The 13,814-nt window shown below is 63.4% G+C and carries 11 protein-coding genes and 1 pseudogene; 9 read left to right on the forward strand and 3 right to left on the reverse strand.

Annotated elements, in window-relative coordinates:
- Positions 1-190: 190 nt before the first annotated feature.
- The 7 genes from JQK15_RS18355 to JQK15_RS18385 all read left to right on the forward strand — a co-directional run bounded on the left by JQK15_RS18355 (position 191) and on the right by JQK15_RS18385 (position 9,107).
- Positions 191-1,144, forward strand: a complete 954-nt coding sequence (locus JQK15_RS18355; protein ID WP_214866741.1) for a L,D-transpeptidase — start codon at positions 191-193, stop codon at positions 1,142-1,144.
- Between the two features lie 121 nt (positions 1,145-1,265).
- Positions 1,266-1,754: a nuclear transport factor 2 family protein gene (locus tag JQK15_RS18360; protein WP_214866742.1), complete on the forward strand. Its 489-nt coding sequence runs from the start codon at positions 1,266-1,268 to the stop codon at positions 1,752-1,754.
- A gap of 140 nt (positions 1,755-1,894) precedes the next feature.
- On the forward strand, positions 1,895-3,130 hold the full coding sequence (locus JQK15_RS18365) for a CDP-glycerol glycerophosphotransferase family protein (RefSeq protein ID WP_214866743.1): 1,236 nt from the start codon (positions 1,895-1,897) through the stop codon (positions 3,128-3,130).
- The gene (locus JQK15_RS18370) at positions 3,123-4,280 is read left to right on the forward strand and encodes a glycosyltransferase family 4 protein (RefSeq protein ID WP_214866744.1); all 1,158 of its coding nucleotides are present in this window, start codon (positions 3,123-3,125) and stop codon (positions 4,278-4,280) included. The genes JQK15_RS18365 and JQK15_RS18370 overlap by 8 nt, the downstream gene beginning before the upstream one ends.
- Position 4,281: 1 nt before the next feature.
- Positions 4,282-5,301, forward strand: coding sequence for a sulfotransferase (locus tag JQK15_RS18375; protein WP_214866745.1), 1,020 nt, complete (start codon positions 4,282-4,284; stop codon positions 5,299-5,301).
- Entirely contained in the window at positions 5,253-5,993 is a 741-nt protein-coding gene (locus JQK15_RS18380; RefSeq protein ID WP_026109479.1) for a winged helix-turn-helix domain-containing protein, read from the forward strand. The genes JQK15_RS18375 and JQK15_RS18380 overlap by 49 nt, the downstream gene beginning before the upstream one ends.
- A gap of 315 nt (positions 5,994-6,308) precedes the next feature.
- A complete protein-coding gene (locus JQK15_RS18385; protein WP_214866746.1) occupies positions 6,309-9,107 on the forward strand; it encodes a TonB-dependent receptor in 2,799 nt (932 codons plus the stop codon).
- Positions 9,108-9,207: 100 nt separating this feature from the next.
- Here JQK15_RS18385 and JQK15_RS18390 read toward each other — a convergent pair whose 3' ends face one another.
- Both JQK15_RS18390 and JQK15_RS27495 read right to left on the reverse strand, forming a co-directional pair.
- Positions 9,208-9,825, reverse strand: a complete 618-nt coding sequence (locus JQK15_RS18390) for a hypothetical protein (RefSeq protein WP_214866747.1) — start codon at positions 9,823-9,825, stop codon at positions 9,208-9,210.
- Positions 9,822-10,823: pseudogene (locus tag JQK15_RS27495) on the reverse strand (DUF2092 domain-containing protein). Before JQK15_RS27495 ends, JQK15_RS18390 begins: the two are co-directional and overlap by 4 nt.
- A 318-nt stretch (positions 10,824-11,141) precedes the next feature.
- On the opposite strand from JQK15_RS27495, the gene JQK15_RS18400 reads away from it, so the two are divergent.
- Positions 11,142-11,516: a YidH family protein gene (locus JQK15_RS18400; RefSeq protein WP_251007852.1), complete on the forward strand. Its 375-nt coding sequence runs from the start codon at positions 11,142-11,144 to the stop codon at positions 11,514-11,516.
- A gap of 83 nt (positions 11,517-11,599) precedes the next feature.
- The gene (locus JQK15_RS18405; RefSeq protein WP_214866931.1) at positions 11,600-12,514 is read left to right on the forward strand and encodes a formylglycine-generating enzyme family protein; all 915 of its coding nucleotides are present in this window, start codon (positions 11,600-11,602) and stop codon (positions 12,512-12,514) included.
- Positions 12,515-12,560: 46 nt separating this feature from the next.
- Here JQK15_RS18405 and JQK15_RS18410 read toward each other — a convergent pair whose 3' ends face one another.
- Positions 12,561-13,388 (reverse strand): outer membrane beta-barrel protein, encoded by an 828-nt coding sequence (locus tag JQK15_RS18410; protein ID WP_214866748.1) that lies wholly within the window; start codon positions 13,386-13,388, stop codon positions 12,561-12,563.
- Positions 13,389-13,814 lie beyond the last annotated feature (426 nt).

The following is a 13,814-nucleotide window of genomic DNA, read 5'->3' on the forward strand; positions in this document are numbered from 1 at the left end:
CCTCAGCGCCCACGGGGTCACCAGAAAATCTCTCGACATCCCTATTTATAACGCCGCTCATCGGGTGCTTCCCCTATGGCGTGCCATCTTGATCCTAGATAGGCTTCATCCCGGACAATCTGGGGGATCGGATCATGGGCGCCTTGCGCGATTACGCTGTTCGCTTTGCCACCATTCTGCCATTGCGCTGATGCTCCCCCACCCCGCCCTTGCCCAGGGCGATCGCGCCACATCGCCGCCGGAATTCGCCCGCCGTGCCGACAATCTGAAGCCCGGCCAATGGGTCTGGGCGCCACAGGTATCGCCGACCGGGCCGCTGCTCGTCTATGTCGATCTCTCGCGCCAGATCGCGACCGTCTATCGCAACGGCGTGCGCATCGCCGTGTCCACCATCTCCTCGGGCAAGGAAGGCCATGCAACGCCCACCGGCGTCTTCACCATCCTGCAAAAGGACAAGGACCATCGGTCCAGCACCTATAACAACGCGCCCATGCCTTATCAGCAGCGCCTGACCTGGGACGGCGTCGCGCTCCATGCCGGCGGCCTGCCGGGCTATCCCGAAAGCCATGGCTGCATCCATTTGCCCTATAAATTCTCGCAGGAACTGTTCGCCATCACCAGCCTGGGCGCGACCGTGGTGGTTCAGGGCAATGCCGCCACCCATATGCGCACCAGCCAGGCAAGCCTCTTGTCGCCGATCAACGACAAGGGCGAACAGGTCGAATATCGCCCGCTCAAGGATGAGGAATATCGCTGGCAACCCGAACTGGCGACCAGCGGCCCGCTGACCATCATCGTCTCGAAGAAGGAACAGCGGATCGTCGTGCTGCGCAACGGCACGGAAATCGGCCGCAGCGTCGCCGAGATCAAGGAGGGCGATCCCGGCTCCCATGTCATCACCCTCACCACGGGCAAGGATGGCAAGACCCACTGGCTCTATGTCGGCCTGCCGGGCCATGAAGATGATGTCGAGAATGTCGTGGACGAAGCGGTGCTGAACCGGGTGCGCCTGCCGCGCGGCTTCTACGACAAGATCCGCAGCCAGTTGAAGCCCGGCACCACCATCCTCGTCACCGATTCCAGCGTCGGCGCCTCGACCGGCGAGAAGCTCACGATCATGGACGCGGTCGCCCCCCAGCCCTGACCGGATTTCCCGCATCGCCGCCAAGCATCGCCACGGCGGAGCCCTCTATGCTTGCGGGCGTCCATCCCCATGCGCACAAGCTGTCGGAAAGAGCAGCATGCCATAGCAAAGGATGAGGATAATGCCCCGCTTCACCGCCGAAACCGCCATTGCCGCGCTGGAAATCGAGCAGTTGGTGATCGACTGGGGCTATGATCTCGACCTCAACGGCGGCATGAACGTCGCACCGCTCTGCACCGACGATTGCCATTATCTGGTCGGCGGCACGCTGCACCAGGGCCATGGCCCCATCACCGCCTTCTACACCGCCCGCAACGAACGGGTCGCCACCCAGCAGAAGGACGGCGTCCGCACCCAGCGGCACACCATCACCAACATGCGCATTCAATTCCCGGCTGCCGACCATGGCAGCGCGCAGTTCATGCTGGTCAATTATTCGGGTGAGGGCAAGGCGCCGATCCTGAACCTGGTCGGCCCGACCATCGTCGCCGATTGCCGCATGGAATTCCGCCGGGATGCGGACGGCGAATGGCGCATCGCGCTGTTCGACAGCACGCCGATGTTCATCGGCAATGATCCGTTCCTCAACGCCGCCGTCGTCCGGAAATAGGGAAGTTCGCCGCCCGGCAAGGCTGACATGGAAATGCCGAACCCGGCGCACAATGTTACAGACATCGCCGCAATCTGAAATCGCCGGGCAAAATCACACGCAGACACTCCGCCTGACCAGCGTCAGACCCGGAGTGCAGCGTGATACAACAGCCGATCAATTTCCCGGCCCGGACCGACCAGACAGACAGGAAGACGCAGTCGATCTGCTTCTTCTTCAACGCGCAGATCCATCATCTTCTGCACGCCATGCCGCTGGCACTGGAATTGTCGCATGATCCGCGCTTTCGCGTCGATATCATCGCGGCCGGCGCCGATCATATTGCGCTGGCCCGCGACCTGGCCGCTCGTCATGGCGGCGGCCGGCTGAACTTCATCCATCTCGACAAAATCTGGCTGCGCAGCCTGTCCCATCTGTCGGGCCATGCCAGCCCGCCCAAGCTCGCCACCCTGCTCGCCGCGCGCCGCCGCCTCGCGCGCTATGACGCGATCGTCGTGCCCGAACGCACCTCGCTGCTGCTGCGCCGTCTCGGGCTGGCGGACAGCCGCTTCATCCACACCTGTCATGGCGCAGGCGACCGCGCGGTCGGCTATGATCCGCGCATCGCGCTGTTCGACTTCGTCCTGCTGGCGGGCGAGAAGCAGCGCCGCCGGATGCTGGCGCAGGGCCTGATCCGCGAGGATCATTACGCCATTGCCGGCTATGGCAAGTTCGACCTGACCCAGGGCCAGCGCCCGGCCAGCCCCTTTACCGACAATCGCCCGATCATCCTCTACAACCCGCATTTCTCGCCGCGCCTCTCCTCCTGGCAGGCAATGGGAATGGATGTGCTGCGCCAGTTCGCGGCCGATGATCGCTTTAATCTGATCGTCGCGCCCCATGTCCGCCTGTTCGACAATCGCCGCAAGCGCGCCGCGGCCGAGCGCATGCTGGCTGAATTTGCCGCCCTGCCGCATGTCCATGTCGACCTCGGCAGCCGGGCGAGCGTTGACATGAGCTATGTCCAGCTTGCCGCCGCCTATATCGGCGACGTGTCGAGCCAGATCTACGAATTCATCGCCACGCCGCGCCCCTGCCTCTTCCTCAACGGCCATGCCGCGCAGTGGCGCGACGATCCCAACTATGCCCATTGGCATTATGGCCCGGTCCATGAATCCGCCGATCGCATCCCGGACAAGGTCGCAGCCGCCATGGCCGCCCATGGCATGTATGACGCCGCCCAGCGACGCGGCCTGTCCGATACCTTCACCAACAGCGGCGCACCCGCCTCGGCGCGCGCAGCCAGGGCGGTCGCGGATTATCTGACACGCGGCGCGCCAGCAGCGCGGCCCGTTCCGACACCCTATAAGCTGCGGGAGGCACTGCGCCATGGCTGATGCCGATCGCCGCCTCTGGCTGGTCGCCCGCGTCCATGCGCCCGATGAAGGCGGGGTCCAGACCTATGTGGCCGAAACCGCCCGCGCCTATGCTGCGCTGGGCTGGCGCGTCACCCTGTTCGCCAAATCCTCGGCCGGTCCGCGCCGGGCCAGCAGCGACGGCGTCGAACTGATCGATGTCGGCCCGACTTCGCGCATGCGGGTCTATGGCCGGCTGTTCCGCGCCATGGCCGGCGCCTGGCTGCGCGGCGAGCGCCCACAGGCGATCCATGCCTGCACCTGGCGTGCGGCCCTGCCTGCCCTCGCCTTTCCCCGCCCCCTCATCGTGACGATCCATGGCCGGGAAGTCGGTCGCCCGGCCGGCGGTGCCTTCGCCCTGCTGCGGCTGGTGCTGCGCCGCGCCCGGCGCATCGTCGCGGTCAGCGCCGTCACTCGCGACCTGCTGGTGCAGCGCCTGCCCGATCTTGCCGCGCGCACCATCGTCGCCTGGAACGGTGTCCGCATGCCAACCGACCGCCCCACCACCGCCTTCCAGAATGGCGCCGCGCCGGCCCAGATCCTGACCGTCTGCCGCCTGGTCGCGCGCAAGAATATTCCGGCCGCGATCGACGCCGCAGCCGCCTGCCTGCGCGAGGAGGCCTCACTCCACTACACCATCGTCGGCCGCGGCGTGGATGGCATCCGCATCCAGCAAACCGTGCGCCGCCACCAACTGGAGGATCATGTCCGGCTGGCTGGTTACGTCTCCGACGCGGAGCTGGCCGCGCAATATCGCGATGCCGACATTTTCCTTCACCCCCAGATCGCGCTGGAGGATGGCGCCGAGGTGGAGGGCTTCGGCCTCAGCGTCGCCGATGCCATGGCACAGGGGCTGGCCTGCATCGTCGGCGCGGATGGCGGCCCGGCCGAACTGGTCCGCGACGGCGTCACCGGCCTGGTCGTCGACGGCAATTCCCCCAGCGCATTGCGCGCGGCGCTCGCGCTGCTGGCGCGCGATCCCGCGCTCTGCCGCCGACTGGGCAATCAGGCGCGGATCTGGGCCGCGAACAACCTGTCGTGGGAACGGCATTGCCGCCTGATCCTGCATGAACTGTCGCCCCGTCGGCCCGCCCCGTCTCGCAGCACGCCCGCACTGACCGAAGGAGGATAGGATGCGCAACTACAGGGGCCCCATCATCCATATCGGCTATCACAAGACCGGCACCACCTGGTTCCAGGATATTTTCTATCCCGCCGTCCGCAATCGTCGCTACCTGCCCCGTGCCGTTGCGCGGGCCGCCTTTCTGGAAGCCGGTGCGCTGCATTTCGAGCCTGACCAGGCCCGCCACAGACTGGGACAGGACCGCGACGACATCATCCTGTGCGAGGAAAATCTGAGCGGCGGGCTGCATAATGGCGGGCTGGCCGGCAATCTTTCCAAGGATGTCGCCGGCCGCATCCGCGATACGCTGCCCGGCGCGCAGATCGTCATCTTCGTGCGCGATCCCTGCTCGGCCATCGCGTCCGCCTATCTCCAATATGTGAAGGGCGGCGGCACTTTTGGCATCCATCGCTACCTGTTCGGTCGCGATCGGCTCGGCCCGGTGGCGCCGGAGCGGGACGAGGCGCCCGGCTTCCGCCGCGAACATTTCGACTATGCCCGGCTGATCGCTTATTATGATCGGCTGTTCGGCGCGGACAATGTTCATGTCTTCCGCTATGAGGATTTTCGCGCCGATCCGCGTGGTTTCGCCGCCGCTTATGCTAGCCGTTTCGGGCTGGATGTCGCGCTCGATCAGCTGGACTGGGGCACACGCAACCCCTCCCCCGGTCGGCTGCTACTCTGGGCCTTTCGCACGGCCAACCTCTTCACCCGGCGCGCCGTCGCGGACAAGGACTGCCTGCTCCATCTGCCCGGCTGGTATGGGCTCAGCCGCAAGCTGCTCCGCCGCGCCAATGCCTCGGGCCGCTTCGGCCGCCCGCTGCGCATGCGCGACATATTGGACGAAGGCGCCATCGCCCATTTCAACGACTATTACCGGCATGGCGAGGCCGCCATTGCCGACCGACTGGAACAACAGACATGCCGCGACGCGAAATCACGCGACGGGATGGCCGCAACGGCGCCGTCCTATGCTCGATCATGCAGAACAGCCACATCCTCCTTGCCGACGATGACGCAGCACTGCTGACGTCGCTGTCGGACTATTTCGGCCGCTATGGCTTCGACGTCGACACCGCCGCCAATCTCGCCGACATGCGCCGCCTTTCGGAAGAGGGTCATTATGACCTGTTGATCGCCGAACCGATGATGCCGGGCCAGCATACTGCCGGCCTGCTGCGCGAATTCGCGTTCGAGCGGCGCATCCCGGTCATCATCCACAGCCGCGCCAGCAGCGACATCGATCGCATACTGGGCCTGGAAATGGGCGCGGAAGATTATCTGACCAAGCCCTGCAACGCCCGCGAACTGCTCGCCCGCGCCAATGCGGCCCTGCGCGCCCGTCGCCGCCAGGCCGATGCCGGCACCATGGCTACGGCCCCGCGCGACAATAGCTGGGTCGCCTTCCAGGGCTGGCGCTTCGACCTCACCACCCGCCAGTTGTTCGATCCGAGCGGCGGCACCATCTCGCTGTCGGAGGGCGAATATCAGTTGCTGCGCGTCTTCGTGGCCAATGCGCGCCAGGTGCTCAACCGCCACCAGTTGCTCGATCAGGTCTATGGCGCGTCGAGCGACCATTATGACCGCGCCATCGATGTCCAGCTGTGCCGTCTGCGCCGCAAATTGTCGGCTGGCGGGCTCAAGGGACAGACGATCCGCACCGTGCGCAACGAAGGCTATATCTTCGTCCACCCCGTCACGGCTGGCAACGCCGCCAACTGATCAAAATACAAGTCAACTTTATCACCCCGCATATGGAGATATGCGGGGCATTTTTCGTTATAAATACAATATAATTTTCTAATTTCTCAAATAATGAAATACCCTGAAACATACGCAACATTTCACAACATGATCAAATCTATCGCCATATCTGTTTTTTATTGGCAACAGCTTTGTTAAACCTTTGTGAAACACGGCAAATCGCGTTGACGCACTTCGTCGCACGCATACAAATCTCTCCATCGGCTCGCGTCATCCCAAGGACAAACCAACAGGGCGCGGGCCGGGATAAAAATCCCAAGGGAGATTATTTTCATGCCGTCTCACATCATGCGGCGCCTCTCGGCGTCGACCATCCTGCTCGGCCTGGCGACCCCGGCCTTCGCGCAGACCAGCGCGGCGGATGGCGGCGCGACCAGCGACACCATCGTCGTCACCGGTTCGCGCATCGCCCGCCCCGACCTGCAACAGGCATCGCCGATCGCGATCGTCAGCGCGCAGGAATTGAAGCTCAGCGGCAAGGTCAACGTCGAATCGATCATCAACGACCTGCCCCAGCTGATCCCCAGCACGACGGCGGCATCCAACAATCCGGGCGGCGGGGTGTCCACGGCCGACCTGCGCGGCCTGGGCGCCAACCGCACCCTGGTGCTGGTCGATGGCCGTCGCTACGTCTCCTATGACTCCAACCAGATCGTCGATCTCAACACCGTTCCGGCGGGCCTGATCGACCATGTCGAAGTCGTGTCGGGCGGCCGTTCCGCCGTCTATGGTTCGGACGCGATCGCCGGCGTCATCAACTTCGTGACCAAGCGCGACTTTTCCGGCGTCGAAGCAAACGCCAATTATCGCATCAACCAGGCAGGCGACGGCGGCACCTTCAACACCAACCTGCTGATGGGCGGCAATTTCGCCGACGGTCGCGGCAACGCCACCTTCTATATCGATTACACAAAGCGCGACGCCGTGCAGCAGTCGGCACGCAGCTACACCAAACAGGCCTATACCGATGACGGCGATGGCGGCCTGGCCGCCGGCGGCTCGGGCTCGATCCCCGGCACCCGATTCGCCCTTTCCGGCACCCAGTATAAGTTCAATCAGGACGGCAGCTATTCGGCCTATGACGCGACGACCGACGCCTACAACTATGCGCCGGACAATTATCTGCAGGTGCCCCAGAAGCGCATCCTGCTGAGCGCCCAGACCCATTATGACGTCAACGATCACCTGACCGTCTATGCCGAGGGTCAGTTCATCAACAACCGGGTGAAGAACCGCCTGGCGTCCACGCCGTTCACCGGTTCGGTCTCGCTCGACGTCGACTCCTCCTTCCTCTCGCCGGAATCCCAGGCGCTGCTGTCGGCCGCCGACACCGACGGCGACGGCTATGCCACCGCCGCCATCTATCGCCGCCTCAACGAGGTCGGCGCCCGCATCTCCAATGTCGACAACACCGCCTATCGCACCCTGATCGGTGCCAAGGGCCAGATTGCCGGCGACTGGAACTATGACGGCTATTACAGCTATTCGCGCACCAAGCAGGTCGAAACCCAGACCGGCAACGTATCGCGCAGCCGCGTGGAGCAGGCGCTCAAGACCACCTATGACAGCGACGGCAATCTGGTCTGTTCGGACACCAGCAATGGCTGCGTTCCGCTGAACATCTTCGGCGAAGGCAATATCAGCAGCGAAGCCGCCGCCTTCATCTCGATCCCGGTCAAGAATGTCAGCACCGTGACCGAACAGGTCGCCAGCTTCGCCGTCACCAACGGCAATCTGTTCGATCTGGGCGCCGGCCCGGCCGGTATTGCCTTCGGCGCCGAATACCGCTCCGAACATGGCAGCTATGATCCGGACTATGCCCTGTCCTCGGGCGACGTCGTCGGCTTCAACGCCGGTGAAGGCCTGTCGGGCGGCTATAATGTGAAGGAACTGTTCGCCGAAATCGAAGTCCCGCTACTGGCCGACCAACCGTTGGTCCACAAGCTCAACTTCAACGGTGCCTATCGCTACTCGCACTATTCGACCGCAGCGAAGAATGTCAGCACCTTCTCGGCCGGCCTCATCTATGCGCCAGTCAAGGACATCACCTTCCGCGGCCAGTATAGCCGGGCGGTGCGTGCGCCGACCGTCGCCGATCTCTATTCGGGCCAGTCGCAGGATTTCCCGACCGCCATCGATCCCTGCTCGACCGAGGACGCGACCACCAATGCCAGCCTGGCGGCTAGTTGCGTCGCAACCGGCGTGCCGTCGAGCGCGCTCGGCACCGACATCAACGGCGGCAGCTCACAGATCGACTCGATCACCGGCGGCAACCCCAACCTGCGGGAAGAAAAGTCCGACACCTGGGGCGTTGGCGTCGTGCTACAGCCCAGCTTCCTGCCGCGCCTGTCGCTGACTGTCGATTATTACAATACCAAGATCGACAACTACATCTCCAGCGTTGGCGTCTCCTATCTGCTCAAGGCCTGCTACGGCGAAAAGAAGAATAGCTGGATGGCCTATGACAGCAGCTATTGCGCGCTGCTCCCGCGTAACGAGAACAGCTACGCGATCGAAGGTGCTGTCAATATGCTGAGCAACACCGGCGGCCTCAAAACCTCCGGCGTCGATTTCGAACTGAACTACAGCGTGCCGCTCAACTTCGGCGTGTTCGGTGCCAAGACCGGCAAGCTCTCTTTCCGCGCGGCCGGCACTCGCCTGATCAACTACACGCTCAACCCGATCGGTTCGATTTCGGAACTGCGCCAGGATTGCGCTGGCAAGTTCGGCATCAACTGCGGCGATCCCTATTCCAAGCTGCGGCTCAACAACCGCATCACCTGGAGCAGCGGTCCGATCACCCTGGGCCTGACCCATCGCTATCTGTCGAGCGTCCGCGACGATGACGATGACAACACCTACAGCGTCGAGAAGATCAAGGCCTACAACCTGTTCGACCTCGGCCTTCAGGTGCAGGCGACGGAAACCTTCGGCTGGTCGCTGGGCATGAACAACATGTTCAACAAGAAGCCGCCGATCATGGGCGACAACCAGCAGCAGTCGAACACCTATCCGTCGACCTACGACGTCTATGGCCGCGCCTTCTTCGTGAACGCCTCGGTCAAGTTCTGATCATATTGCCGGACGGGCACTCCTCGCCTGTTCGGCACCTGTCCCACAAAAAAGCGGCCGCCCTTTCGGACGGCCGCTTTTTCCTTGATCGACCGGCGCCTCAGCGTGGCGGATTGACCACCACATATTGCACCGACGATCCGACATATTGCGGCTGATACCAGTTATTGCCACACTGCGAATAGCTGATGTCATTGACCACCACGGTCGAACAATCCGGCGGCACGCTGCGCACGATCGATCCGATCGCCGCCGCCGTCAGCGTCACCGCGGCCGCGGTCGCCACCGGATGCCAGTGATCGTCCCAATCATCATCCCACCGGTCATGGCGATGATGATCATAATGGTCGTAGCGGCCCGGACCGCCCCCATGATGCCCACCGCCATGGTTTACATTCACATGGACATTGTTGACCGTGTTGTGATGCCGGTTGTGATTGACATTGTTGATCGATCCGCCGCGCACGCCCGGCCGCCCGCCCGGATGGGACTTGCCCGGCCGCGCCGCATGGCCGCCGCCCGAGGGCCGCGCCGGTCGAGCGCGCCCGCCGCCGCCGCGATGGGGGCGCTTCCGCGGCGGCGCCGCCTCCGCCGTCGATGCGGCCATGCCCAGCACCAGCGCCGCCGATGACAACATGACCCGACCGATGACGACCGGTTCGGCCATCAGGGCAAGCGACGCGATGATGGCCAGGCCCCGTTTTGCCTCCATGCTCATTTCGCCTCTCCCTTGCTCAGGTCCACCATGCGGATCGGATTGGCGCCGGCCGGCGCAGTGAAGGCGAGGTCAGCCGCCGAAGGTCGCGCGCTGCCGTCCCAGCGCATCAGCGCGCTATATTGCGGCATCGACGGATCATTCGTGTCGGTGATCACCATCTTTCAGGGCAACTGGCTGCTGTCCTCGATCCATATCTGCCAGTCGACCTTTTCCTGGCGGAAGGCATAATGGGTGCAGGTCCGGCCATCGATCGTCTCGGGGCGGATGACATAGCCCGATTGTATGCGATTGCGCAGCGTCTGGTCCGTGCCCCAGGTGAACAGATCGGCCAGCGGCAGTTCGACGCCATAGGTGGTGCGCAGACTGTCGAGCGACTGGCCGATCGAACCGGTCACCGGCACGCTGGCATAATAGTTCAGGCGCGGCGCCAGCACCGTGAACTTGCCGCCGCCGAAATAATATTCGCGGTTCTGGATGTCGGATGTGGCGACGATCTTGAACGCGTCGGGCTTGTGGACCTGAATGTCCAGCGCACCGGTAAATTGCAGCTTCTGCCCGGTATCCAGCACCACTTCGGTCGTGACATCGGCCTTCAGCGCGAAGCCGGGCAGCGAGATCAGCTTGGCGCTCATCTTGTCCATCGCGTCCATTGCCGCCGGCTCGACCACGCCCGCCGCCGGCGCAGCAGTCTGCGCATGGGCGGTCGATGCGGCCAGCAAAGCCAGCGGCACACAGAGACATTTTATCCTAGACCTCATCACAAGCTCCTTCTGCCCGGATCGGACGCGCGGCGAGATGCGCGATGCGGCCATTGGACGCCATCTCCCTTGCTGCGGCCGACTATCGCCGTTCCCACGACGCGGCCCATCGGGATAATTGCCGATTTGGCCGCATTTCTTTCCGAGCAACCCCTGAGCCTGACGGAGCATCAGGCGGAAAGTGCAGTCCTTCTTCCCGCCTGATGCATGACCACACCCAGGGGGATGGGTGGCAGTCATTTCATGGGCCGGTAGTCCCGGCCGATCCCTGCTACCGGGTGGTCATTTCCGCACCATCCCGGCTTTGTCCTGTCGCTATCAAGCTAGAGCGCCGCCGGGGCCGGCCAAGTCGGGATTTGCCCTGATCGGCCTTTTGCGCCGACGCCCGTCATCCGGCGCGACCATAACATGCTGCTATCCAACGCTCCGCGCCCCTTCGCGCCCGCGCACCGGGGACAGATCCTCACTGTGCCGTCCCAGGGTTTATCATGATCGCCAATCCCCGACGGCACGCCTAGGATCATCGCAAGATTTCTCGCTGACGGAGCGGCGATCATCATGGAAGACATTCCCAATCTGCCAGCCGATCTGGGTGCAAAGCGCACCGTCATGGCCGCCGATCGCACCTTGATGGCCTGGATCCGCACCTCGCTTTCGATGCTCAGCTTCGGCTTCACCATCTACAAATTTCTCGACGCCGCGACGGAGAAGACGGGTCATGGCGATTCCCAAAGCCCGCAGCATATCGGCCTGTTCCTCGCCGGCATGGGCACGCTGGCCATCCTGCTTGGCACATGGGGCTACTGGATGACGCTGTCCGACCTCAAGCAGACCAACCAGTTTCATCTGGGCCGGCCGGTGCTGGTCATGGCGCTGATCATGTGCGTGGCCGGCATCGCCCTGTTCGCGGCCATTGCGACGCGCGCCGTATAGGCGCATCAACAGGATCGACAGACAAGGAGTATCGGTTGACCGTGCCATCCCCCCTCGCCCCTGCGGCCACTGCGCCGGACAATATGATCCATATTCCCGGCGGTCGCTTCATCATGGGGTCGGACCATCATTATCCCGAGGAAGCCCCTGCCCATCCGGTCGAGGTCGATGCCTTCTGGATCGATGCCACCCCCGTCACCAATCGCGACTTCCGCCGCTTCGTCGAGGCGACCGGCCACCGCACCACGGCGGAGATCGCCCCCAATCCGGACGATTATCCCGGCGCCCAGCCGGAGATGCTGCGCCCCGCCTCTTTGGTCTTCACGCCGACCGATCGCCCGGTGCCCCTGCATGACTGGAGCCAATGGTGGCGCTATGTCTTCGACGCCGACTGGCGCCGCCCGCTCGGCCCCGGTTCCTCGATCGACGATCTCGACGACCATCCCGTGGTCCATGTCACCTATGACGACGCCGCTGCCTATGCCGCCTGGGCGGGCAAGGCGCTGCCCACGGAAGCGGAATGGGAATTTGCCGCGCGCGGCGGCTTCGATGGCCAGGAATTTGCCTGGGGCGACGAACTGTTGCCCGGCGGCAAGGCGATGGCGAATTTCTGGCAGGGCAATTTCCCGTCCGAAAATCTGCTGATCGACGGCTATGAACGCACCTCGCCGGTCGGCAGCTTCCCTGCCAATGGCTATGGCCTGTCGGACATGATCGGCAATGTCTGGGAATGGACTGAGGATTTCTACGCCGCCCGGCACCAGGCCGATCCCTCCCGCCCCTGCTGCGCCCCGCGCAACCCGCTCAACCAGGCGCGCGAGGCCAGCTATGACCCGCAGCAGCCGCACATCCTCATCCCCCGCCGTGTCCTTAAAGGGGGCTCGCACCTCTGTGCGCCCAGCTATTGCCGGCGCTATCGCCCCGCTGCGCGCCATGCCCAGGCGATCGACTCCTCGACCAGCCATATCGGCTTTCGCTGCGTGATCCGCGCGGCGTGACAGACACGAAAGGGCGTCGTGCCGATCCGCACGATGCCCTTTCCTGTCAGAACCCGACCTGCATGAAGACCGCCGGGCCGCTGAAGCGGTATCTCATCCGCCCGGCCCAATTATCCTTGTCGACATCGACCCGATAATTGACGTAGCGCCACATCGCACCGATCCCCACATTCTTGGTAAAGCGCCAGGTCATGGCGGCTTCGGCATTGAGCAGCCGCCCCTTATAATCGTCGATCTTGAGCGACAGATAATCCGCCCGCGCGCCCAGGGTCAGGTCGGTGGCGATCCGCTGCGTCGCGAACAGCCCCACCGTCGGCAGCGGGGCCAGCGCCTTGCGACGGCGCTGCGTCCCGCTCACCTGCGTCTCGCCCAATCGGGCATCCCCCTTGAGCGTCAGGGTGAAATCGGTCGCATGCAGCCCCAGCGCCGCGTCGACGCGGGTATCGGGCGTGCTCACGAACGCATAGCCGAAGGTCAACCGGTAGACGTCGCTATCGAAGCCGCTCTCCACCCGCACCCCGGCCGGATAGGTGACATCGTCGAACGTGATATCGCGCGTCACCGTCTTTGACCCGTTACGGCTCAGCGAATAATATTCGCCCATCACCGACCAGTTGCCGCCCAATCTTATCCCCGCCGCGACCTGTGGCAACGCCTTGTGCTTGTCGAGATCGAGGTCGGATTCCAGGTCGATATTCGTGCCGCCATCCGGATTGGACGCGGGTGCGACCCGAACATGGGAACTGACCGATGGCCAATAGGCCCCCACCTCGATCCAATATTTGTCGTCGAGCGATTGCGCATGCACGGGCGCTGCGGCTGCCCACGTCATCACGACACAAATGCCGCCAAGCCTGATGCTGTGACGCGCCATTTCGTCCTCCCTGTGGCCAGCGGCCGCTCATTTGATATGGTGACCATGCCGCCTGCGCCCTTGTGCGCCCTCGCGTAGAGCTTGGGCATCGGGGTCATTGCCTAGGAGCGCGGAGAATATTGCCGGGGTAAACCCGATGTCGCCATCACAATTGGCCTGTAAAGCGGCCGGAAAATATCGTGCAGGCCGATCCCCCCTCTCCGGGTAAATACCCGGTCGTCAAATCGGGCCTCTCAACCATCCATCCGACATGCGCGACTCAGGAGGGTCGAGCAGGCCGACGACCACATCCGCGCGTTACAGTAGGTATATTTCCTTAGACCTAAAATTATACATAAAACCCACATTTCTTCAAAGTATACAATGTCATACTTTAGTCCATTAACCCTGTTAAACGCCCATTTCACATAGGTTTCGTGGCAACAA

Source organism: Sphingobium sp. BHU LFT2, from assembly GCF_018604485.1.
Lineage (GTDB): Bacteria > Pseudomonadota > Alphaproteobacteria > Sphingomonadales > Sphingomonadaceae > Sphingobium > Sphingobium yanoikuyae_A.